A 21,648-nucleotide genomic window follows, 5' to 3' on the forward strand; every position below is an offset into this window, starting at 1 on the left:
CACTCTGCCAATCGAGACCAGACCAGGCCCGGGCATGGGCCGACACGGATGTTGCTGTGGGTGTCTGGTCTCGCTCGTGCGAGTGGCAGGCGCTTGCCAACAGCAGCGCTTGTTAGCGCTAACATGAGCAAGTATCAGGACCGCTGCTTAGCAGGTCAAATACTAAAAAAGCAGATTTATATGCCATTAAGCTATTTGCCAGCGGCCTGTACGTTAGCGCTAACATCGCGGCATTTCATCCAGGAATCCACCTGTGAGCCAAGCCAAGGATTCACCCCGCAAACGCCGCGGCGCCGGCCGGGTCACCCTCGCCGAAGTGGCGCGCGCGGCCGAGGTCTCGGCCATCAGCGTTTCGCGCTACTTCAACCAGCCCGAGCAGGTGTCACCGCCACTGCGCGAACGCATCGAGGCCGCCGTGCAAGCATTGGGTTATGTACCCAATCTGGTGGCTGGCGGCCTTGCGTCAGCCCGCGGGCGAATCGTCGGCATGGTGATCCCGAACATCTCCGGCCCGATCTTCGCCCAGACCATCCAGGCCTTCAGCGACACACTCAGCCAGCACGGCTATCAGCTGCTTTTGGCTTCCAGTTACTTCGATGAGGCGCAGGAAGAAAGCGCCGTGCGTGCCTTTCTGGGGTGGTCGCCTGCTGCGCTGGTTGTCACCAGCCGTTTTCACAGCCCGGGCACCGAAAAAATGCTGGCGGACGCCGACGTGCCGGTGGTGGAGATCTGGGACTACAGCCCGCAGCGCACGCCTTTGCAGGTTGGTTTTCTGCATCATCAGGTTGGCGTGCAGGCCTGCCGTTACCTGCTGGACAAGGGCCACCGACGGATCGCCTTCGTGCAGAACAGCGCTGCGGGCGACCTGAGTGCCCTGAAGCGGCGCGACGGTTACATCGAAACGCTCAAGGCAGCCGGGCTTGAGCCCTGGGTGTTTGTGCCGTCTGCCAATACCGCTCCGTTCGAAGCGGGCAAGCAGGCCATGGAGGCATTGATTCGGCGCAGCCCGCGGCCGCAGGCGATCATCTTCGCCAACGACAACCTGGCTGCAGGTGCCCTCCTCGCCGGCCAGCGCGCCGGGCTGCGGCTGCCCGAGGACATGGCAATCGTGGGGTTTGGTGACTATGCGTTTGCCGAAATGCTGTTGCCGAGCCTGACCACCTTGCGCCCGCCATCGCGGCAGATCGGCGAGTTGGCTGCGTTGCGAGTACTGCAGCACCTGGGGGCCGTGGCGCATGAGGGTGAGGTGCAACGCCTGAACTTGCTGGAATGTGAGCTGATAGGCCGTGAAAGTGCGTAGCGCGCTGGCCAGGTGAAAACCGTGGGCTGGCTGCGGGATGCGCGGCCAGCCCACTGGCGCTGTCGTTACTCAACGACCCCGCAGGCAAACCGTGCACCACCGCCACCGAGTTTCTCGGGGTGATCGCTGTGGTTATCACCCCCGGCATGCACCATCAGCGCATGCCCTTTGAAATCAGCCGCCTTCAGGCGTGGCGCCAATACGGGGTAAGTGGCCTTGCCGTCAGCGCCGACATACAGCGCTGGCAGGTCACCACGGTGGCCGCTGTCGTCATAGGGACCCTTGTGCGCATTGGTCTTGTCCGGGTCCCAATGGCCGCCCGCTGCGCCTGCAGGCACGGGCTTGCCGTTCTCCTCGGCCGGTGCACAAGAGGGGTTCTGGTGCAGGTGAAAGCCATGCACGCCTGGCGGCAGGTCCTTGAGGTCCGGCGTGAGCACGGTGCCGTATTTGTTCTGTTCGATGCTGATGGTGCCGATCACTTTGCCGGGGCCATCGGGCCCGGCGAGCTTGAGCTCCACCGTCTGCGCGGCCTGAGCGAGGCCGGCGGTGGCCAGTAACGCGGTGAATAGCACTGCTTTCATGTCGTGTCTCCATGGCTTGGGATGCGCGGGTGTCGTACCCACATAACAGGTGGGACTGCGCAGGTTGCCAGGCATTCCATCCGGCCACAGAATGAAATACTTCCTTCCGGAGCCTGTCCGCGTGTCCCTCAAAGCCTTGCGTACCCTCGTGACAATCGCTCGCCATGGCACCTTCGCGCGTGCCGCCGACCTGCTCAGCCTCACGCCCTCGGCGGTGAGTTTGCACATCAAGACGCTGGAGGATGAGCTGCAGGTGCCCTTGTTCGACCGCAGCCGCCGGCAGGTGGTGCTGACCGAGGCCGGGCAGCTGGCCGTGGCGCGGGCCGAAACCATCCTGGCGGCCTACGACGAACTGGCCGATGCCCTGGCCAGCGGCCCGCGCCTGCGCGGCCGGCTGCGCCTGGGCGCGATCCATACGGTATTGGCGCGGCGCCTGCCCAAGGCGCTGGTGTGGATCAAGGCACATCACCCTGACCTGCACATCAGCGTGGCGTCGGGCATGTCGGCGGAACTGGCGCGGCGCATCGAGGACGGCGACCTGGATGCTGCCATCACCACCGAGCCAGTCAGCCCCTACCCGCAGAGCCTGAACTTCACCCCCTTGTTCGAGGACCGCTTCTGGGCCATTGCCAGCCCCGAGCTCGCTGGCCAGAGCCTGCCGCAGCTGTTGGCCAGCCAGCCGTTTCTGCGCTTCGACAAGCGCGCCTGGGCTGGCCGGCAGATCGAACAGGAACTGCGCCGCCAGCACCTGCAGGTCAGCGAACAGATGGAGCTCGACAGCCAGGAAGCGCTGGCGCACATGGCGGTGATGGGCCTGGGGGTTGCGATCATCCCCGTGTCGGACGAAGACCTGCAGCGCTTGCCGCCGGCCACCTGCCTGCCGTTTGGCGAACCGCAGCTGAAACGGCGGGTGGTGCTGCTGGAGCATGAGAAAAGCCAGCGACGGCATCTGAGTGCAGTGTTGAAGACCGCACTGGAAGCTTGATCGGGCTGCGATAACCCTGCAGTTTTTCTCAACAGTCACTGCAGAAATCAGCGTTTTTACCAATCAGTCAGCCAAGCTACCCTGTGCCGGTACCCGACCACGGACCGTCACCCATGCTCCAGTTGCTGCTGACCACCCTGCTGCCCATCGTTCTGTTGATCGCCCTGGGTACCCTGCTTCGCGTGCACGGTTTTCTCGGGGAGCATTTCTGGCCGGGCGCGGAGCGCCTGAGCTACTACGTGCTGCTGCCCTCGCTGTTTCTCCACGGCCTGGCCACCGCCAACCTTGATGGCGTGCCGGTGCTGGGCATGGTCGGCGTGCTGATGCTCTCGACCGTGCTCGGCGCTGCGCTGCTGGTGCTCTATCAGGGCGCGGTGAACCACGACGGTGCGGACTTCACCTCGGTGTTCCAGGGCGGCGTGCGTTTCAACAATTACATCGGCGCCACGTTGGCGGCGGGTATCTACGGCAGTGCCGGCATTGCACTGGCGGCGGTGGCCAATGCCGCCATCGTGCCGTTGGTGAACCTGCTGTGTGTGCTGGTGTTCGCTCGTTTCAGTGCACGCCATAGCTCCCCGGCCACGGTGCTGCGGGCGATCTTCGCCAACCCGCTGATCGTCGGCTGTGCCGGTGGGTTGCTGCTGCGCGTCACTGGCCTGGGCTTGCCGGCAGGTATCGAGCCGACGGTCAAAGCACTGGGCCAGGCTGCCCTGCCCCTGGGCCTGCTGTGCGTCGGCGCCGCGCTGGGTGGCGCCAGCATCGGCCGCCAGGTGCGGCCGCTGCTGGCCGCCTCGATGTTCAAATTTCTAGTCATGCCCTTGACCACCTGGGGCCTGTGCCGCCTGCTTGGCCTGGGCGGTCAGGCGGCGGTGGTGGCGGTGCTGTTCCAGGCGCTGCCGACGGCTTCGTCATCCTATGTGATGGCACGGCAGATGGGCGGCAACGCACCGTTGATGGCGACCATCATCGCCCTGCAGACGGTGGCCGCCGCCGTGACCTTGCCCTTGGTGTTAATGCTTTCGCTGAATTGAATACGCTTGGCTAGACTGTCAAGCAACCCACAGTTCGGAACCTCGACCATGCGCCTTTCGTGGATGGTGATCGGCTTGACCTCGGCCCTGCTCGCAGGCCCTACACATGCCGCCGACACTGCCAAGGCCGCAGTGGCCGAAGACAAGGCCGAGGTGCTGGAGAAAAAAGTGGTCGAAGACGCGCCACCACCAAAAAAGGCCGAAACCCTCACGCCTGTCGAGGTCAAGGCGGTCGACCCGGCGGGCCAGGCACCGATGGACGACAGCATCACCTGCCTGGCACGCACCATCTACTGGGAAGCCAAAGGCGCCGATGAAAAAGACATGAGCGCAGTGGCCAGCGTGGTGATCAACCGCCTGGGCAAGGACGGCTTCCCGGACTCGATCTGCGGTGTGGTCAAGCAGGGTGTGGAGAGCAAGTCCTGCCAGTTTTCCTGGTGGTGTGACGGGCGCTCCGACCAGGTCGAGGAACCGCAGCGCTATGACATCGCCAAGGAGATTGCGCGCAAGGCGCTCAACCAGCAGCTCAAGGACAGTACCGGTGGCGCACTGTATTTCCATGACCGCAGGGTGCGCCCGGACTGGGCCAAGGCCTACCGCAGGACCGCCGAAACCCGTCACTTCCTCTTCTACAAGCCGAACCAGGCACTGGCGCGCTGACCCGAGCCGTTGACCAGGCAGTGGTCGCCCTGAGCCTGGCGACCACTGTTTTCTCGGCACAGTTACGAATGATTACCAAACCGTCGCACTTTTCAGGCCCACAGTGGTCTACTCCCTCTTTTGCCACCTTCAAGCCTTTGCTGGCGTTTTCATTGCTTTGCACGACACCGGGCCAAAAGCCTTGGGCTTGTGTAGGATGAGCAGCGCATACCAAGACGCTGCCAGTCACAGGGAGATCCACATGCGCGTCCTGTCATCCGTTGCCGCCTTGTCGCTGGGCCTGGTCGTTTCGACTTCAAGCCTGGCGGCCACCGGCGAAGAGGCGCAACTGATCGATTCGATCAATGCCTACCGCAGCCAGGCTCAGCCTTGCGGCGGCGAAGCATCGCTGGAGCTGCCACCGCTCAACAGCGATACCCGCCTGGCGCTGTCGCCAGAAGGCACCCGCGACCTGCAGCAGGCCATGACCCGTGCCGCCTACCCGATGGTCAACGTGCAGGCCATCAGCCTGTCCGGCCCGCGCGATGCCCGCGCCGCCATGCACGCCATCGAAGAAAGCTTCTGCCAGGTGGTGCTCGACCCGCAATTCGTCGACATTGGCGTCAGCCAGGAGGGCCGCGACTGGCGCGTGGTGCTGGCGCGCCCGCTGCTCAGCGGGCGCCTCGGCGATTGGCAGGCCGAGGGGCAGAAGCTGATGCAGGCGATCAACGTTGCACGCAAGGCCCCGCGCCAATGCGGTGGGCAACCGTTCGCCGCAGCCCCTGCGCTTAGCTGGAGCACTGCCCTGGCGGGGGTCGCGGCCAACCATACGCGGGCCATGGCCAACCAGAACTTCTTCGACCACATCGACCGCGACGGGCGTACGCCGGGCGACCGTGCGGAGCTCGCGGGCTACCTGTACCAACAGATTGGCGAGAATATCGCCGCCGGGCGCGACACCGCGCAGAAAGTAGTCGATGGCTGGCTGGCAAGCCCCGGGCATTGCGCCACGTTGATGAACCCGGACTTCCGTGAGGTCGGTGCTGCTTATGCCGTGGACCCGAAGAGCGATGCGGGCATTTACTGGACGGGGTTGTTCGGTACCCCGCAGTGACCATCACGGCGTAGCGCCAGCGCCGTGCAGCCAAACCGCCGGCGCACGCACCGGCCCAGGTAGCTCGCGTCACCCAGCCCCACCTCGTCGGCAATTTGCGCAAGGCTGTGGCTGGAATTGAGCAGGCGCCACCGGGCCTGCTGCAGGCGCATTTCCAACCACCAGGCCTTGGCGCTCATGCCGTGGCTGGCCTGGAACTGCCGGTCCAGTTGCCGTCGGCTGATCGCCAGTTCCGCTGCCAGTTGTTCGATAGTCAAACGCTCCCCCAAATGATGGCGCATCAACGCCAATGCGCGTTGTACCTGACGCCCCTGCCCCGCCTCGGCGTCCAGTGATCGCAAGGCGTGGCGGCTATCGCGGGACTCATCCACCAGCATGTCGGCCAGGCCTTTGAGCGCGCGTGCGCGACCGCAGGCGGCCGACAGCAGGGCTACCGCAAGGTCGATGGCCGCGGTACCGCCGGCACAGGTAATACGTGCACCGTCGATGCAGTACAGCTGCTCGGGCAGCAACTGCAGGTGGGGAAATGAGGCGCGAAACTCAGCTTCATGCCGCCAATGCACAACCATCTTGTAGCCGTCCAGCAAGCCACAGGCCGCCAGCAGAAAAGCCGCGTTGTCGATGGCCACCAGCTTGACGCCCGCCTTGGCGGCGCGCTTTAGCAGGCTTTCATAGCGTGGCGCGAGGCCGGCAGTGGCCGCGGCATTGCGGCTGCCGAACAGCACCAGGTAGTCGTAGTCGGCCAACGCGAGCTGCTCGGCAATCGCTTCCACCTGCATCACCGCGCCGCTGCTCGACACCACGGGCTCGCGGGTCAGCCCAGCCAGTGTCCAGCTGCAATAACGTTGGCGGCTGTAGTCTTCGTCGTCGGCACTGAAGCGCAGCTTGTCGAGAAACGCACCGAACGGCAGCAAGGCGAAGTCCGGCAATGGCAGGATCAACAGGCGAATATCGGGGGGCATGCAAGGATGTCCAGAAACAACCATCAGATGTCCGGATAATACCCTGCTTGTTCGCTGTGGTCGCTTAAACTGCGCCCTTGATCATTGGCTGACGCAAGGCGCTGACATGGCTCTGGACACCTGGCTTCTCTACCTGCTGGCAAGCATCGGCCTGTCACTGACACCCGGCCCGAACAGCCTGCTGGCCCTGACCCACGGCGCACTGTATGGCGCGCGTCGCACCTTGTTGACCATCATTGGCGGGGTGTTCGGCTTCAGCGCATTGATCGCTTTGGCCATGTTCGGGCTCACTGCCCTGCTGCAGGCATCGGCGTCTGTACTGACCGTGCTGAAGTGGGTGGGCGGCGCGTATCTGCTGTGGCTGGGTATCCAGCTGTGGCGCAGCCCGGCGCTGCAGCTGGAGGTGAATACCCGGGCTGCACGGCTGAGCAATGCCGGGATGTTCCGCCAAGGGCTGCTGTCGGCCATGGCCAACCCCAAGGTGCTGCTGTTTTATGGGGCGTTCCTGCCACAGTTCATCGACCCGCAGCGGGGGTTGTTCGTGCAGTTCGTGATCATGGCAGCGACCTTCGCCAGCGTGGAATTCGTGGTCGAATACCTGCTGGCGCGGTTGGCGTTCCGTATCAAGCCTTGGCTGGCCAAGGGCGGTAGAGGTTTCAATCGCTGCTGCGGGGGCTTGTTTGCGTTGATTGGCGTGGCATTGCCGCTCGGGCGCTAGGGTTTGCGCCGCGAAGCCAGCAGGAACACCAGCAGCGCGATGCCAGGCAAGGCGGCGCCCAGCACTGCCACGCCCTGCCAGCCATAGTGGGTAAACAGCGCACTGGCCACTGCCGAGCCCACGGCCCCGCCGAGGAAGATACTGGTCATGTACAGCGCATTGAGCCGCCCGCGGCTGGCAGGGTCGAGCGCGTAGACCTCGCGCTGGCCGATCACCATGTTCATCTGCACGGCAAAATCCAACAGTACGCCGGTGAGCCCCAGGCCGACCACGCTATACCCTGGAGTGGTGAGCCCCAGCAGCAGCGCCGCGGGCGCCAGGATCAGGGCTAACAGTGAAGCGGCGCGGGCATGGCCGGCATCGGCCAGGCGCCCCGCCATCGGCGCTGCGATGGCGCCGACCGCGCCCACCAGGGCAAACAACGCAATCTGACTTTGCGACAGGCCATGCTCCGACGCCAGGGCCAGTGGTACTGCCGTCCAGTAGAGGCTGAAGGCCGCGAACATCAACGCCTGATACAGCGAACGCTGGCGCAGCACGGCGTGCTGGCGCAACAGGGCGATCAACGACACCATCAGCTGGGCATAGCTGGCCTTGTGGTCGGGCACACGCCGCGGCAGGGTCAACGCCAACAGCAGGATGATCGCCAGCATCAGGCCCGCCGCACCGATGAACACCGTGCGCCAGCCGAAATGGTCAGCCACCAGGCTCGACAACGGCCGCGCCAGCAAGATGCCCAGCAGCAGGCCGCCCATGATGTTGCCGACCACCCGGCCGCGCTGTTGCTCCGGCGCCAAGTGCGCAGCCAGGGGGATAAGCATCTGCACCGCCACCGAACTGAAGCCGATCAGCAAGGCATAGCCGAGAAACAACTGGCCCTGACCATGGCCGCTGGTGCCTGCCAGCAGCAGGCTCACGCAGGCAAGTACTGCGGTGACGATCATCAAGCGGCGGTTTTCAACCAGGTCGGCCAACGGCACCAGCAACAACAGGCCCAGTGCATAGCCCAATTGGGTCAGTGAGACGATCAGGCTGGCCCGCTCGCTGGACAAGCCAAGGTCCGGGGCAATCAGCCCGACGATGGGTTGGGCATAGTAGATATTGGCGACGATCGCGCCGCAGCAGAACGCCAGCAGCGTAACCAGGGCGCGGCTCAGGCCCGGCGCTGTGGCCTGCGTGGCGGCAAGGGAGGGGTTCATGCGAGATTCCTCGGCATTGGGGTGGAATATGCCGGGCACATTAGCGGGGCCGTGCTGGCAAGGGAATCCTGGCGCGGCGCAACGAGCCTTTGCGCCGCGCGCAACGCCAGCAGCTCAAGGCGCGATCAGGCCTTCGCAGAACGTGATGAAGGCCTGAACGCGCCGTGACCCGCGATGGTTGGGCAAGTACAAGGCATTGATGCTGTCGTTGGCGGCCCCAGGGCTGATCCGCCAATCGCTGAACAGCCGCTGCAAACGGCCAGCAAGCACGTCTTCGCGCACCAGCCAGTCGGCCAGCAGCGCGATGCCGCTGCCCGCCAATGCTGCTTCACGCAGCAGGTCGGCGTTGGCACTGCGCAGCGGGCCGCTCACGTCCAGTTCCAGGGCCTGGTCGCCGCGCTGCAGCCGCCAGGGCCGCGCCTTCTGCCCGTAGCGAAAGCGCAGGCAGGCGTGTTCCAGCAATTGCCCGGGGTGCTGCAACGCTTCGCGCCCAGCCAGGTATTCAGGGCTGGCCACCAACCAGCGCTCGAAGCGGCCGAGCTGCCGGCACACCAGTTCGTCGTTCGGCGAAGGGTCGCCTAGGCGAATCGACAGGTCGTAGCGGCCGTCCAGCAGGTCGTCGAGCCGGTCGCTCATGTCGATGTCCAGCTCCAGCGCAGCATGGCGCGCCAGAAACGGCCCCAGGTGCGGCGCTATCACGCGCCGGCCGAACTCCACCGGCAGGCACAGGCGCAGTACACCGACAGGCTCATTGCCACGGTCGGCGACACTGGCGTCGGCCTCTTCCAACGCTGCGAAGATGTCCCGTGCACGGGCGTAATATCGGGCGCCGGCCTCAGTCAGGGTGACCTGGCGCGTGGAGCGGTTGAGCAATGTGGTACCGAGCGCCGACTCCAGTGCATCGACCAGGCGGGTCACCGACGAAGTGGCCACCCCAAGCGTGCGCGCTGCGGCGGAAAAGCCCTGGGCGTCGACGGTCGCGGTGAACATCTTCATCGCCAGCAGCTTGTCCATATGATTCCCTTTGCTTGAAGTCTCAGAAAAGTCCTACATCCTGCATGGGCGGTCAAGAAGCGCGCCGCCTTTCAATGCAGTCCATAGTGAATTACCTCCCATAGAGTGAGTATTCCTATGAAACCCGCCAACGTGCTGACCCCCCTTCCCCCTTGCGACCCTGCCGCGCCCGAGTGCGTCGATGACCTGCTGCAACGCCCCGGGCTACGCATCGAACGTATCGTTTCCAGCGGCCAATGCAGCCCGCCAGGCTTCTGGTACGACCAGCCCGAAGGCGAATGGATCGTACTGCTGAGCGGCGGTGCAGGGCTGCGCCTGGAACATGAAGCGCACACCCGGCTGCTGGCACCGGGTGATTGCCTCGACATCCCCGCCCATTGCCGCCATCGCGTCGAGTGGACCGCCCCCGGCACCCACACCGTCTGGCTCGCCGTGTTCTACAGCAGCGCAGCGCCCTGGCCAGCCAGCTGACCTGACCGCTCCAAACAGCCCCTTTTAACGCCTGCGCGGCTCCCGGCCATGGCGCAGTGCCCCCGCTCGCCTGTGAAACGCTACTCACAGCACGGCTTCAACCCCAACGCTGGACTTCCCGCATGCATCACATCGCTACCGACCGCACGATCCGCAACGCCTTGCGCAGCTCCGCCTTCGGCCTGGGTGCCGCCTCCTTCTGCGGCACCGCCCTCGCCGCGCCACCGGCCATCGAACTGCAGGACACCGATGTCACAGCGCCGGCCGCGATCAGCCCGCGCACCGAACGCTCAGCGTCGGTCAAGCAGGTTGCACCGCTGCTCGACACACCGCAGACCATCACGGTGGTGCCTGCCCCCGTGCTTGCTCAGCAACAGGCGCTCAGCTTGCGCCAGGTGCTGTCGAATGTTTCCGGCATCACCTTCAATGCCGGTGAAGGCGGTGGCGGCTCGGGCGACAGCATCAACATCCGTGGCTTCTCCGCCAACAACAACATCCAGGTCGACGGCCTGCGCGACAGCGCCCAGACCACACGTTCCGACACGTTCAACACCGAGCAGGTCGAGGTCATCAAAGGCCCCAACTCGGTGTTTGGCGGTGCCGGCACTACCGGCGGCACCATCAACCTCATCAGCAAGCAGCCGCAGTACCAGCCCTTCACCCACCTGGGTGGCAGCGTGGGCAGCGCCCACTATCAACGCCTGACCCTGGACAGCAACCAGCCACTGGGCAACATCGGCCAAGGCGGTGCGGTGCGCATCAACCTGATGACGCACCGCAACGAGGTGCCTGGCCGCCCCGGCATCGAACAGCAGCGCTGGGGCATCGCGCCCGCGCTTCAGCTAGGCCTGAGCGACGCCACCTGGCTGACCCTGAGCGCCTTGCATCAGGTTGATGACAACCTGCCCGACTACGGTGTGCCAGCCCTGGATGGCAAGCGCCTGGCAGGTGTCGACCGCAAGGCCTACTTCGGCTGGAAAAACCTCGACAAGGAGCACATCGTGCAGAACCAGTTCACGCTCAAGCTGGAGCACGACTTCAACGAACAATTGCAGCTGCAGCAGTTGGCCCGCCATGGGCAGCTCAAGCGCGACACGGTGGTGTCTGCCTCCCATGTCAACACCGAAGGTTTGCCGCCTGGGCGTTACCGCCCGGCTGGGCCACAGGGGTATGGCCGCGATGCCAGCACGTACATGTGGATCAGCCAGACCAGCCTGCGTGGCCACAATCAGTTGCTGGGCATGAGGCATGATTGGGTAGTTGGCGTTGAGTTGTCCCGCGAGACGCTGAACTTGAACACCTACCATCACGGCCTTGGCAAAGAACATTACCCAGGCAACGGCTATGAACTGGGTAACCCGCCCGTATATTGGACCGGGCCACAGCAAAAGGCGGTCATGGGGTACAGCAAAACCGCGTTGACCGACCAGGCACTGTACCTGTTCGACACCGTGGCGCTGAATGACGCCTGGAGCTTGCACCTTGGCCTGCGCCATGACCGCTTCACCGGCAGCGCCAAAGGTTACTCCTCGGCCAACGTTCGCAACTCGGCGCTCAACACCGAGGACAACACCCTGAGCAGCCGTGCAGGGTTGGTCTACTCGCCAACGGAGCACGGCCGCGTCTACCTCGCCTGGGGCAATTCCTTCAACCCGTCGGCCGAAGCATTGGCCGGTAACGGGCGCGATCTAACCGTGGCAACCGCAGGCCTTGCCCCGGAAAGGAATCAGACCTGGGAGCTGGGCAGCAAGTGGGACTTGCTTGACCAGCGGCTGGAACTGGATGCGGCGGTATTTCAAATCATCAAGAGCAACGCCCGCGAAGCCTTGGCGGACGGCTCCACCGAGTTGTCCGGCAAACAACGCGTTCAAGGCGTGGAGCTGGGGCTCACGGGCCACCTGAGCGAACGCTGGACGGTGTTTGCCAACTATACCTTCCTGGACAGTGAAACCCTCGAAGCCGTCGCCGAGGGGAAGAGCTTCGCCAGCAAAGGCCAGGCACTGGGCAATACACCGCCCCGCTCGATGAACCTCTGGACTACCTACCAGGTCACCGATGACTGGACCCTAGGCTACGGCGCCCGGCATGTCAGCGAACGCAACGTGACCTCCAGCACCACCGCCAAGCTCGATGCTTACTGGCTTCACAATGCCATGCTCGGTTATCGAGTGAGCCGGCAACTGGACCTTCAGCTGAACGTCAACAACGTATTCGACAAGGCTTATGTGGAGCGGGTGCGTCAGCAGAGGGGCGGCGCTGCACGCTCATCGGCCGTCGAGTACGGCGCGAGCCGGGCGGCAATCCTGACCGGCAATTATCGCTTCTAAGTAGAAAAAGGCCTGCTTTACGGCAGGCCTTCAGGACTAAGACAAAAGTATGATCCACGTTCATCAACCGCGAGCAAACACGTTGTTTGCCGCAGACTTCACCGCGTGATCTACACTTTTCGCGACAACCGCGCAAGTTCAACCCTGCGACAATCAGCCTCACAATATTATGTACTAACTTGTTAATTAGCTTGCTAAGGGCTTAAACTGCGCCCATTCCACCTGCTGAGATCCCTGGCATGAACGAAACACCGCGCGCCTCTGGCGCCACAAAAATCATCCTGGTCGGCTTGGGCGTTATCGTCGCCCTGCTCGGCCTTCTCCTGGCTGCTGGCGGCATCAAGCTGGCTGGCCTGGGCGGTTCCTGGTACTTCCTGATCGGCGGCCTGGCCATGGCCATCGCTGGGGTGCTCATCGCCCGGCGCAAAAAAGCTGGTGCCTGGCTGTACGCTGCTTTCCTGGTCGGTACTGCCCTGTGGGCAGTGATCGACGCCGGACTGGTGTTCTGGCCGCTGTTCTCGCGCCTGTTCATGTTCGGCGCAATCGGCATGGTCGTGGCGCTGGTCTACCCGCTGCTGGTCCGCGCCAATGGCGGTAGCACCGGCCGTGGTGCCTACGGCATCGCCGGCGTGCTGGCCGTGGTGCTGGTGATCGCCGCCGGCAACATGTTCGTTGCCCACCCAAGCGTCGCGCCCACCGGCAAAGGCCCGGGCATGACCCCGGTAGAAGCCGGCAAGGAGCAGAAGGACTGGGCCCACTACGGTAATACCGAAGGTGGCAGCCGCTTCGCCGCGCTGGACCAGATCAACCGCGACAACGTCGACAAGCTCAAGGTGGCGTGGACCTACCACACCGGCGACGTGGCCATCAGCGACGGCAACGGTGCCGAAGACCAGCTGACCCCGCTGCAGGTCGGTAACAAGGTGTTCATCTGCACCCCGCACAACAACCTGATCGCGCTGGACGCCGACACCGGCAAAGAGCTGTGGAAGAACGAGATCAACGCCCAGTCCAAGGTCTGGCAGCGTTGCCGCGGCATGGCGTACTTCGACGCCACCGCGCCGATCGCCCAGCCAACCCAGCCGAACAGCTCGCCGATCACCGTCGGCAGCGTAGCGGCCGGTGCCAACTGCCAGCGTCGCCTGCTGACCAACACCATCGACGGCCGCCTGATCGCCGTTGATGCCGACACCGGTGAGTTCTGCCAGGGCTTCGGCAACAATGGCCAGGTCAACCTGATGGAAGGCCTCGGTGATGTGCCGGACTCCTTCTACCAGCTGTCCTCCGCGCCACTGATGGCCGGTACCACCGTGGTGGTTGGCGGGCGTGTCGCCGACAACGTCCAGACCGACATGCCAGGCGGCGTGATCCGTGGCTTCGACGTGATCACCGGGGCCATGCGCTGGGCTTTCGACCCGGGCAACCCGGAAGACCGCAACGCCCCGGCTGATGGCAGCACCTATGTGCGCAGCACCCCGAACAGCTGGGCGCCGATGTCCTACGACCCGGCGATGAATACCGTATTCCTGCCGATGGGCTCGTCGTCCACCGACATCTACGGTGTCGAGCGCAACAAGCTGGACCACACCTACGGCGCTTCGGTGCTGGCCTTGGACGCGACCACTGGCAACGAGAAGTGGGTGTTCCAGACCGTGCACAACGACCTGTGGGACTTCGACCTGCCGATGCAGCCAAGCCTGATCGACTTCACCAAGGACGACGGCAAGTCGGTCCCTGCAGTCGTGATCGGCACCAAGGCCGGGCAGATCTACGTGCTCGACCGCGCCACCGGCAAGCCGCTGACCCAGGTCGACGAAGTACCGGTCAAGCCAAGCGACATCCCGAACGAACCGTATTCCCCAACCCAGCCCAAATCGGTGGGCATGCCGCAGATCGGCGCGCAGACCCTGACCGAATCGGACATGTGGGGCGCCACGCCTTACGACCAGCTGCTGTGCCGTATCGACTTCAAGAAGATGCGCTATGACGGCCTGTACACCGCACCGGGCACCGACATATCACTGAGCTTCCCGGGTTCGCTGGGTGGCATGAACTGGGGCAGCCTCTCCACCGACCCGGTGCATGGTTTCATCTTCGTCAATGACATGCGCCTGGGCCTGTGGATCCAGATGATCCCGTCGCAGAACAAGGGCCAGGCCGCTTCCGGTGGCGAAGCGCTGAACACCGGCATGGGCGCTGTACCGCTCAAGGGCACCCCGTATGCAGTGAACAAGAACCGCTTCCTGTCGATCGCCGGCATCCCGTGCCAGGCACCGCCGTTCGGTACCCTCACTGCCATCGACATGAAGACCCGCCAGGTGGCCTGGCAAGTACCGGTCGGCACTGTGGAAGATACCGGCCCGCTCGGCATCCGCATGCACCTGCCGATCAAGATTGGCCTGCCAACCCTGGGCGGCACCCTGTCGACCCAAGGCGGCCTGGTGTTCATCGCCGGCACCCAGGACTTCTACCTGCGCGCCTACGACAGCAGCAACGGTAACGAAATCTGGAAGGCTCGCCTGCCGGTGGGTAGCCAGGGCGGCCCGATGACCTATGTCTCGCCGAAGACTGGCAAGCAGTACGTGGTAATCACTGCGGGCGGCGCCCGTCAGTCGACTGACCGTGGCGACTATGTGATTTCTTACGCTCTGCCGTAAACCGCGTCGCTTTCATCGCCGGCATGCCGGCTCCCCCTGGGTGGTTGAAACCCGTTGTGGGAGCCGGCTTGCCGGCGATGAGGCCCTGACAGTTCAACCGAGACCCAGCAATGCCATCCGTTATTCGTATCACTTCTCCCCTGCTTCTGGCCTTGGCCAGCACCACTGCCCTGGCCGACGGTGACCTCCTGACCCGCAGCACCATGACCGGTGACTGGGGTGGCTTGCGTCACCAGCTCGAGGAAGACGGTGTCAAGATCACCGGCGACTACAGCGGTGAAACCGCCTACAACGCCCACGGTGGCCTGCACCGTTCGGCGCGCTACTCGCAGAACCTCAAGTTCGGCGTGCAGTTCGACCTGTCGAAACTGTATGGCCTGGACAACGGCGGCAAGGTCCAGTTGACCATCAACGACCGCCGCGGCAACAGCGCCTCGGAGGACCTGGTGGGCAACCGCCTGCCGATCCAGGAAAACTACGGTGGCCTGTACACCCGTCTGACCGAACTGAGCTACGAGCGCAGCCTGTTCACCCCGGCGCTCAACGTCAAGCTCGGCTACATGGCCATGGGCAACGACCTCGGCGGCCTGGACAGCGGCATCCTGTGCAACTTCATGAACGCCGGCTTCTGCGGCCACCCGCTGAACATGTCCGGTGGCAGCGGCTGGACCAACTACCCCAACGCCCACCTCGGTGTACGCGTGAAGTACGACCTGTCACCGTCCTGGCAACTGCGCGTGGCGGCGTTCAACGTCGACCCGGAAAGCAACGGCAACTCCAGCCGCGCCTGGCACCTGGGCCCCAAGCACACCACCGGCACCGTGGTACCGGTTGAGCTGGTGTACAAGCTGCAGGGTGAACTGCCGGGTGAGTACAAGCTGGGCTACTACTACGACAGCTCCGACGTCAAACGCATCGGCAGCGACAAGGAAGTGTCCGGCCGTGGCGGCCATTACCTGCTGATCGACCAGGCGGTGTGGAACGATGCCAGCTCGCCAGGCCGCAGCCTGCATGCCTTTGGCCAGTATTCGGCGTCGAGCGAAGCAGCCTCGCCGTTCACCAAGTGGTATGGCACCGGCGTCGTGTTGTACAAGCCGTTCGAAGGCCGCCCGCGTGACACCCTGTCGCTGGGCTATGGCCGCGCCGTACCCAACCCGCGCAGCCGCGACGTGCTGGAAGACGCCGCGTTCAATGCCGGGCAGCAGTTCTCGAACATCGACAGTGCCGAGCAGTTGATCGAACTGAGCTATGGCTACCAGGCTACCCCGTGGTTGAACCTGCGCCCGGATGTGCAGTACATCATCGAGCCAGGAGCCTTCTCCGGTAAGGACATCGATAACGCGCTGGTGGTCGGCCTGCAGGTCAAGGCGACTTTCTGAGGCTTCGGGGCCGCTTTGCGGCCCATTCACGGGGCAAGCCCGCTCCCACAGGTTCCAGGAACAACTGTCCAATCTGTGGGAACGGGCTCGCCCCGCGAAGCGGCCGTCGCCGTCAGCCCTGCTGGAGGTAATCCACCAGCCTCAGCAGCATTGCATCACAGCCCTGCAACTGCTCCACGCTGACAAACTCATCCGGCTTGTGCCCCTGCTCCATGCTCCCCGGGCCACACACCACGGTCGGGATACCCGCCTGATCGAACAGCCCGCCTTCCGTACCAAAGGCCACCGTGCCGAAAGCCTGCGACCCACAGAGCTTGGCGAGCAACCGCGCCGCCTCGCTGTCGGCTGGCGTCGCCAAGCCCGGATATGCACTGATCGGCTCCAGGCGGATGTTACTGGCTGTATTCACCTTGCGCATACGGGGCAGCAACTCTGCTTCGGCATACGTCTGCAGTTGGTCGGCCACCGTCTGTGCTTCGAAGCCTGGCAAGGCACGCACCTCGAAGTCGAAGGCACACTCCTCGGGCACGATGTTCAATGCCCTGCCCCCTTTGATAACACCGGTCTGTACCGTCGAGAACGGTGGGTCGAAACGCTCGTCATGCTGCTCAGGCAACGCCAGTGCATCCCCGATCTCGCCCAGTTTCCCGATCAGCCTGGCGGCATACTCGATGGCATTGACCCCGTAAGGCGCATAGGCCGAATGGCACGCGGCGCCATGCACCTGGCAGCGCATGGCCAGTTTGCCCTTGTGCCCGAGCACCGGCTTGAGCTCGGTGGGCTCGCCGATCAGGCACATGCGCGGCTTGTGCGGGCGCTGTTCGAGCGCCGCAAGCATCGAGCGCACGCCCAGGCAGCCAACTTCCTCGTCATAGGAGAACGCCAGGTGCACCGGCATGCGTAGCGGCTGCGCCAGAAACGCCGGCACCGCAGCCAGCACCGAGGCAATGAACCCCTTCATGTCGGCGGCACCACGGCCATACAGCCGCCCATCGCGCTCAGTCAGTTCAAATGGATCAACCGTCCACGCCTGGCCGTCCACCGGCACCACGTCGGTATGCCCGGACAGCACCACACCGCCGATATCCTTGGGGCCGATCGTGGCAAACAGGTTCGCCTTGGTGCCCTCAGGGTTGTGAAACAGCTCGCTCTCTACGCCGAGCGCGGCCAGGTAATCGCGAATAAAACCGATCAGCTGCAGGTTGGAATCGCGGCTGACCGTGGCAAAGCCGATCAGCCGGGCCAGCAAGGCGCGGCTGCTGAACTCACTCATCGCCAGGCACCCCATAGCTGGGCGCCGTGGTGGGGTCGAGGGCGCGGGTAACGTAATCCTGCATTTGCGGGCGGTACGCCTGCCACAAACCATCGAGTGCACCGATCGGGTCCTGCTCAGCCCAGTCGACGCGCAGGTCCACCAGCGGCCACGTCAGCTCGCCGGCAATCTTCAACGCCGCCGAGTGCACCGGGCCTGCCTCGCCACCCGCCGCCATTGCCGCGTGCATGGCTGCCAGCAAGCGGTCCGCCAGGTGCCCGCCAGCCTGCTCGAAGGCCTGCACCATGGCCTCGATCACCTGCACCGATGACAGCAGGTTACCGGCCGCCGCGCATTGCTCACCGGCCACCGCGTTGTGCACGCCCAGCGCTTCCTTGCCGGTGAACAACGCCACCTGGCCGTGGCTGTCGATCACCGTGACCTGGCGATACTCGCTCCAGCCATTGGCGCTGAGTACCCGGTCCAGCGCCGCGGCCGGCGGCAGCTGGCCCTGCTCCAGCGCATCGAGAATCTGCGGGCCTAGCGCCGGTAGGGTGATGTTCTGGGTGGACACGGCGCCGACACCTGCACGTACCCAAGGGCAACGGGCACCGACGGCGATGCTCGACGAACTGATTGCGATACCGACCTGGCCGGTTTCCTGGCAGCGACCGATGATGGAAAAGGTCATGTGTGTGCTCCTGTTGTTCTGTGCGATTGCAGGCCATGTGAACAGAACCCTCCCGTGCGCGAAACCAACATTTTCCTGTGCCTTGAAGAGGAAAAAACTAAGGCGCCGAACACCCCTGACAAACACTCGAAGAGCAGCTCGGATGATCGCTGCAAGCCTTATGCATCAAGGCCTTCGCCGTTTTATCGGCAAGTGCAAGCTAAATACTATTTTCGTGATTTGCCCAGCGTCCCTAGTCTGGCCCCAGGTAACGGCGGTCCTCCAAAACCGACCTGACAAAAACCGCCTGAACAAGGGCTCGGACATGACAATGAACACTATCGAAATCGACACCCTCGTCGTCGGCGCCGGCCAGGCCGGCGTGGCCATGAGCGAACACTTGAGCAAGCTCGGCGTGCCGCACCTGGTGCTGGAGCGCAAGCGCATCGCAGAAGCCTGGCGCACTGGCCGCTGGGACTCGCTGGTCGCCAACGGCCCGGTCTGGCACGACCGCTTCCCGGGGCTTGAATTCAACCTCGACGCCGACGCGTTCGCTGGCAAGGACCAGGTTGCCGACTACTTCGAGCAGTACGTACGCAAGTACAACCTGCCAGTGCGCACCGGCATCGAGGTAAAAAAGGTGGTGCGCAATGCCGACCGCCCAGGCTTCACCATCGAAACCAATGAGGGCGTGATCCGCGCCAACCGCGTGGTCGCCGCCACCGGCCCGTTCCAGCGCCCGGTCATCCCGGCCATCGCGCCGAAAGACGAGCAGCTGCACCAGATCCACTCCGCCGCCTACTTCAACCCTGAACAGCTGCCTGAAGGTGCCGTACTGGTTGTGGGTGCAGGTTCCTCGGGCGTGCAGATCGCCGAAGAGCTGATGCGCGCCGGGCGCCAGGTGTACCTGTCGGTCGGCGCCCACGACCGCCCGCCACGTGCCTACCGCAACCGGGACTTCTGCTGGTGGTTGGGTGTGTTGGGCGAGTGGGATGCCGAAATTGCCAAGCCCGGCCGCGAGCATGTGACCATCGCCGTCAGCGGTGCCCGTGGCGGCCACACCGTCGACTTCCGTGCCCTCGCCCACCAAGGCATGACCCTGGTCGGCCTGACCCAGTCGTTCGAAAACGGAGTGGCGCGCTTCCAGGACAACCTGGCCGACAACATCCGCCGCGGCGACGAAAACTACCTGGCCCTGCTCGACGCCGCCGATGCCTACATCGAACGCAACGGCCTGGACCTGCCGGAAGAACCCGAAGCGCGCAAGCGCCTGCCCGACCCCGATTGCGTCAGCAACCCGCTGCGCGAACTCGACCTGGCCCAGGCCGGCGTTACCAGCATCATCTGGGCCACCGGTTACGGCGTGGACTTCAGCTGGCTGCAGGTCGACACCTTCGATGCCAACGGCAAGCCTCAGCACCAGCGTGGCGTGGCCCGCGAGCCGGGCGTGTATTTCCTCGGCCTGCCCTGGCTGTCGCGCCGTGGCTCGTCGTTCATCTGGGGCGTGTGGCACGACGCCAAGCACGTCGCCGGCCACATCGCCACCCAACGCACCTACCTGGCCTACCGCGACCGCGACCAGCGTGAAGCGGATGAACAGCAACCTACCTCGATCAGCAACGTCAGCACCCTCGGAGCCCACTGATGCCTACCCATACCCGCATCCGCATGTTCAACACCAAGGTCACCTACCCCAACCAGACCCTGGACAACGACCTGTGCCAAGCCGTGCGCGCCGGCAACACCATCTATGTGCGCGGCCAGGTTGGCACTGACTTCGAAGGGCGCCTGGTTGGCCTGGGCAACCCGCAGGCCCAGGCCGAGCAGGCGATGAAGAACGTCAAGCAACTGCTTGAAGAAGCAGGGTCGGACCTGTCGCACATCGTCAAGACCACCACCTACATCACCGACCCGCGCTTCCGCGAGCCGGTGTACAAAGAGGTAGGCAAGTGGCTGAAGGGCGTATTCCCAATCTCCACCGGGCTGGTGGTGGCGGGGCTGGCCCAAGCTGAGTGGTTGATGGAAATCGATGTGATTGCGGTGGTGCCGGATCAAGCATGATCCATTGAAATGGCTAGGGGCGCGTTGCGCCCCATTCGCGGGGCAAGCCCGCTCCCACAGGGGTTGCAGCTGTTCAAGCACTGCACATACCTCGCGGGAGCGGGCTTGCCCCGCGAAGCTTTTACAGCTTGCCCAGTTCTTCCCGGCAGAATTCCACAAACAGCTGCGCCGGCTTGGTCAGCTGCACGCGCTTCAAACGCGCGGCCGCCAACCCCGACAGCGTCACCGGCTCGGCGATGTCCAGCGTCACCAGCTTCTGCCCGTCGTAGGTGAACGGCGAATGCGGCCGGGTCACCAGCAGTGAAAACCCGAACCCCTGCCCCACCATCCCGCGCACCATTTCGATCGAGGGCGAGCTGAACACGATGTTCGGCGTCAGGCCCAGCTCGTTGAACAGGCTGACGAAGTAGGTACGGCTCGGCGCCACGTCCAGCAGGATCATCGGCTCGGGGCACAGGTCACGCAGCGACACCTGCGCCTGCCCGGCAAAACGGTGCTTTTCAGGCAGCAGCACGTAGGGTTTCTGCGGCGGCATCAGCGGTTCGGTCTCGATGGTGCCATCGAGGTCGTGATCGTAGAGGAATGCCAGGTCGAAGGCGCCCGCGGTCAGGCCTTGGATCAGCTCCTGCTGTTCGCCGTCGCGCAGGCGGATGTCGACGCCCGGGTAACGCTCGCGGAAACCGGCGATCAAGCGTGGCAAGTACAAGGGCGCCACGGTCTCGAAACAACCAATGTCGATTTGCCCGGCCACGGTGTCGTTATCGGCCAGGGCGTTCTGCTCGAACTCGTGGGTCATCTGCAGCAGCGCCTTGGTCTTGGCATAGAAGCGCTTGCCGCTAGGGGTCAGCGAGACGCCTTGGGCGTGGTGGCGGATGAACAGTTGGACGCCGAAGCTTTCTTCCAGGCTCTTGATTGCCGTGGAGATCGACGGCTGGGCGATGTACAGCTGGCGCGAGGCCTCGGCCACGCTGCCGGCCTCGACGGTGGTAACGAAGTATTTGAGTTGACGCAGGGTGTAGGAAGCCACAGGCACCTCGTTGACGCCGTTCGCGGGCGCCTTGAAATTTCCTGTGACTTTACCCTGTGGCTTGATCCAGTGGGCTGCTGGGTGATGAAGGATTTGCCTATGGCTTGAGCATATTTTTCGTGATGAGCCGGCGCAGCGGGGGTATTGAAGTGCATGGCGACAGTGATTTCCAGATCGAGCGCCGTGCGGGCGGCGCTTCGCGAAGCGCCTGCCTTGGGATTTTTTGCGCCCTTGAGATCGAGCGCCGCCCGCGCGGCGCTT

19 protein-coding genes are annotated in these 21,648 nt (G+C 64.1%); 12 read left to right on the plus strand and 7 right to left on the minus strand.

Annotated elements, in window-relative coordinates; all coding sequences use genetic code 11:
- Positions 1-253 precede the first annotated feature (253 nt).
- A complete protein-coding gene (locus tag ACNQPL_RS19420) occupies positions 254-1,300 on the plus strand; it encodes a LacI family DNA-binding transcriptional regulator (RefSeq protein ID WP_416467611.1) in 1,047 nt (348 codons plus the stop codon).
- 65 nt (positions 1,301-1,365) lie between these two features.
- On the opposite strand, the gene sodC is transcribed toward ACNQPL_RS19420, so the two are convergent.
- Complete coding sequence (gene sodC / locus ACNQPL_RS19425; protein WP_346615842.1) at positions 1,366-1,881, minus strand: superoxide dismutase [Cu-Zn] SodC; 516 nt, start codon at positions 1,879-1,881, stop codon at positions 1,366-1,368.
- A 121-nt stretch (positions 1,882-2,002) separates the two neighbouring features.
- Here sodC and ACNQPL_RS19430 point away from each other — a divergent pair, with 121 nt between their 5' ends.
- The 4 genes from ACNQPL_RS19430 to ACNQPL_RS19445 all read left to right on the plus strand — a co-directional run bounded on the left by ACNQPL_RS19430 (position 2,003) and on the right by ACNQPL_RS19445 (position 5,650).
- Positions 2,003-2,866, plus strand: coding sequence for a LysR family transcriptional regulator (locus tag ACNQPL_RS19430; RefSeq protein WP_416467612.1), 864 nt, complete (start codon positions 2,003-2,005; stop codon positions 2,864-2,866).
- A gap of 113 nt (positions 2,867-2,979) precedes the next feature.
- Entirely contained in the window at positions 2,980-3,897 is a 918-nt protein-coding gene (locus tag ACNQPL_RS19435; RefSeq protein WP_346615840.1) for an AEC family transporter, read from the plus strand.
- Positions 3,898-3,945: 48 nt separating this feature from the next.
- A complete protein-coding gene (locus ACNQPL_RS19440; protein ID WP_346615839.1) occupies positions 3,946-4,557 on the plus strand; it encodes a cell wall hydrolase in 612 nt (203 codons plus the stop codon).
- A 241-nt stretch (positions 4,558-4,798) separates the two neighbouring features.
- Positions 4,799-5,650 carry a CAP domain-containing protein gene (locus ACNQPL_RS19445; RefSeq protein WP_346615838.1) on the plus strand — a complete coding sequence of 284 codons (852 nt, stop codon included), beginning with the start codon at positions 4,799-4,801 and terminating at the stop codon, positions 5,648-5,650.
- Here ACNQPL_RS19445 and ACNQPL_RS19450 read toward each other — a convergent pair.
- Positions 5,617-6,612, minus strand: coding sequence for a GlxA family transcriptional regulator (locus ACNQPL_RS19450; RefSeq protein ID WP_416467613.1), 996 nt, complete (start codon positions 6,610-6,612; stop codon positions 5,617-5,619). The two genes, ACNQPL_RS19445 and ACNQPL_RS19450, sit on opposite strands and share 34 nt — an antisense overlap.
- Before the next feature lie 106 nt (positions 6,613-6,718).
- Between ACNQPL_RS19450 and ACNQPL_RS19455 the strand changes: the two genes are divergently transcribed.
- A complete protein-coding gene (locus tag ACNQPL_RS19455; RefSeq protein ID WP_416467614.1) occupies positions 6,719-7,330 on the plus strand; it encodes a LysE family translocator in 612 nt (203 codons plus the stop codon).
- Here the strand turns inward: ACNQPL_RS19455 and ACNQPL_RS19460 are convergent.
- Positions 7,327-8,529, minus strand: coding sequence for an MFS transporter (locus ACNQPL_RS19460; RefSeq protein WP_346615835.1), 1,203 nt, complete (start codon positions 8,527-8,529; stop codon positions 7,327-7,329). The two genes, ACNQPL_RS19455 and ACNQPL_RS19460, sit on opposite strands and share 4 nt — an antisense overlap.
- A 114-nt stretch (positions 8,530-8,643) precedes the next feature.
- Positions 8,644-9,543, minus strand: coding sequence for a LysR family transcriptional regulator (locus ACNQPL_RS19465; RefSeq protein ID WP_416467615.1), 900 nt, complete (start codon positions 9,541-9,543; stop codon positions 8,644-8,646).
- A 117-nt stretch (positions 9,544-9,660) separates the two neighbouring features.
- On the opposite strand from ACNQPL_RS19465, the gene ACNQPL_RS19470 reads away from it, so the two are divergent.
- From ACNQPL_RS19470 to ACNQPL_RS19485, 4 genes are all read left to right on the plus strand, one after another.
- Positions 9,661-10,014, plus strand: coding sequence for a cupin (locus ACNQPL_RS19470; protein WP_346615833.1), 354 nt, complete (start codon positions 9,661-9,663; stop codon positions 10,012-10,014).
- Between the two features lie 122 nt (positions 10,015-10,136).
- Complete coding sequence (locus ACNQPL_RS19475; protein ID WP_416467617.1) at positions 10,137-12,341, plus strand: TonB-dependent receptor; 2,205 nt, start codon at positions 10,137-10,139, stop codon at positions 12,339-12,341.
- Between the two features lie 239 nt (positions 12,342-12,580).
- Positions 12,581-14,998, plus strand: coding sequence for a glucose/quinate/shikimate family membrane-bound PQQ-dependent dehydrogenase (locus tag ACNQPL_RS19480; RefSeq protein WP_387525932.1), 2,418 nt, complete (start codon positions 12,581-12,583; stop codon positions 14,996-14,998).
- A 110-nt stretch (positions 14,999-15,108) separates the two neighbouring features.
- On the plus strand, positions 15,109-16,377 hold the full coding sequence (locus ACNQPL_RS19485) for a carbohydrate porin (RefSeq protein ID WP_416467618.1): 1,269 nt from the start codon (positions 15,109-15,111) through the stop codon (positions 16,375-16,377).
- Between the two features lie 112 nt (positions 16,378-16,489).
- Here ACNQPL_RS19485 and argE read toward each other — a convergent pair whose 3' ends face one another.
- Both argE and ACNQPL_RS19495 read right to left on the minus strand, forming a co-directional pair.
- The gene (gene argE, locus ACNQPL_RS19490) at positions 16,490-17,650 is read right to left on the minus strand and encodes an acetylornithine deacetylase (RefSeq protein WP_416467619.1); all 1,161 of its coding nucleotides are present in this window, start codon (positions 17,648-17,650) and stop codon (positions 16,490-16,492) included.
- On the minus strand, positions 17,643-18,320 hold the full coding sequence (locus ACNQPL_RS19495; RefSeq protein WP_346615828.1) for a DUF1028 domain-containing protein: 678 nt from the start codon (positions 18,318-18,320) through the stop codon (positions 17,643-17,645). Before ACNQPL_RS19495 ends, argE begins: the two co-directional genes overlap by 8 nt.
- A gap of 304 nt (positions 18,321-18,624) precedes the next feature.
- Here ACNQPL_RS19495 and ACNQPL_RS19500 point away from each other — a divergent pair, with 304 nt between their 5' ends.
- Both ACNQPL_RS19500 and ACNQPL_RS19505 read left to right on the plus strand, forming a co-directional pair.
- Positions 18,625-19,944 carry a flavin-containing monooxygenase gene (locus ACNQPL_RS19500; RefSeq protein WP_416467620.1) on the plus strand — a complete coding sequence of 440 codons (1,320 nt, stop codon included), beginning with the start codon at positions 18,625-18,627 and terminating at the stop codon, positions 19,942-19,944.
- A complete protein-coding gene (locus tag ACNQPL_RS19505; protein WP_346615826.1) occupies positions 19,944-20,360 on the plus strand; it encodes a RidA family protein in 417 nt (138 codons plus the stop codon). The genes ACNQPL_RS19500 and ACNQPL_RS19505 overlap by 1 nt, the downstream gene beginning before the upstream one ends.
- Before the next feature lie 121 nt (positions 20,361-20,481).
- On the opposite strand, the gene ACNQPL_RS19510 is transcribed toward ACNQPL_RS19505, so the two are convergent.
- Positions 20,482-21,387, minus strand: a complete 906-nt coding sequence (locus tag ACNQPL_RS19510) for a LysR family transcriptional regulator (RefSeq protein WP_346615825.1) — start codon at positions 21,385-21,387, stop codon at positions 20,482-20,484.
- Positions 21,388-21,648 lie beyond the last annotated feature (261 nt).

Source organism: Pseudomonas sp. LFS044 (assembly GCF_047978245.1).
In the GTDB taxonomy this organism is placed as follows: Bacteria; Pseudomonadota; Gammaproteobacteria; order Pseudomonadales; family Pseudomonadaceae; genus Aquipseudomonas.

Excerpts from the sequence above, each read along its gene's own strand:
- sodC (WP_346615842.1), bottom strand. The coding sequence starts at position 1,881 with ATGAAAGCAGTGCTATTCACCGCGTTACTGGCCACCGCCGGCCTCGCT.
- ACNQPL_RS19435 (WP_346615840.1), top strand. The coding sequence starts at position 2,980 with ATGCTCCAGTTGCTGCTGACCACCCTGCTGCCCATCGTTCTGTTGATC.
- ACNQPL_RS19440 (WP_346615839.1), top strand. The coding sequence starts at position 3,946 with ATGCGCCTTTCGTGGATGGTGATCGGCTTGACCTCGGCCCTGCTCGCA.
- ACNQPL_RS19445 (WP_346615838.1), top strand. The coding sequence starts at position 4,799 with ATGCGCGTCCTGTCATCCGTTGCCGCCTTGTCGCTGGGCCTGGTCGTT.
- ACNQPL_RS19450 (WP_416467613.1), bottom strand. The coding sequence starts at position 6,612 with ATGCCCCCCGATATTCGCCTGTTGATCCTGCCATTGCCGGACTTCGCC.
- ACNQPL_RS19455 (WP_416467614.1), top strand. The coding sequence starts at position 6,719 with ATGGCTCTGGACACCTGGCTTCTCTACCTGCTGGCAAGCATCGGCCTG.
- ACNQPL_RS19460 (WP_346615835.1), bottom strand. The coding sequence starts at position 8,529 with ATGAACCCCTCCCTTGCCGCCACGCAGGCCACAGCGCCGGGCCTGAGC.
- ACNQPL_RS19465 (WP_416467615.1), bottom strand. The coding sequence starts at position 9,543 with ATGGACAAGCTGCTGGCGATGAAGATGTTCACCGCGACCGTCGACGCC.
- ACNQPL_RS19470 (WP_346615833.1), top strand. The coding sequence starts at position 9,661 with ATGAAACCCGCCAACGTGCTGACCCCCCTTCCCCCTTGCGACCCTGCC.
- ACNQPL_RS19475 (WP_416467617.1), top strand. The coding sequence starts at position 10,137 with ATGCATCACATCGCTACCGACCGCACGATCCGCAACGCCTTGCGCAGC.
- ACNQPL_RS19480 (WP_387525932.1), top strand. The coding sequence starts at position 12,581 with ATGAACGAAACACCGCGCGCCTCTGGCGCCACAAAAATCATCCTGGTC.
- ACNQPL_RS19485 (WP_416467618.1), top strand. The coding sequence starts at position 15,109 with ATGCCATCCGTTATTCGTATCACTTCTCCCCTGCTTCTGGCCTTGGCC.
- argE (WP_416467619.1), bottom strand. The coding sequence starts at position 17,650 with ATGAGTGAGTTCAGCAGCCGCGCCTTGCTGGCCCGGCTGATCGGCTTT.
- ACNQPL_RS19495 (WP_346615828.1), bottom strand. The coding sequence starts at position 18,320 with ATGACCTTTTCCATCATCGGTCGCTGCCAGGAAACCGGCCAGGTCGGT.
- ACNQPL_RS19500 (WP_416467620.1), top strand. The coding sequence starts at position 18,625 with ATGACAATGAACACTATCGAAATCGACACCCTCGTCGTCGGCGCCGGC.
- ACNQPL_RS19505 (WP_346615826.1), top strand. The coding sequence starts at position 19,944 with ATGCCTACCCATACCCGCATCCGCATGTTCAACACCAAGGTCACCTAC.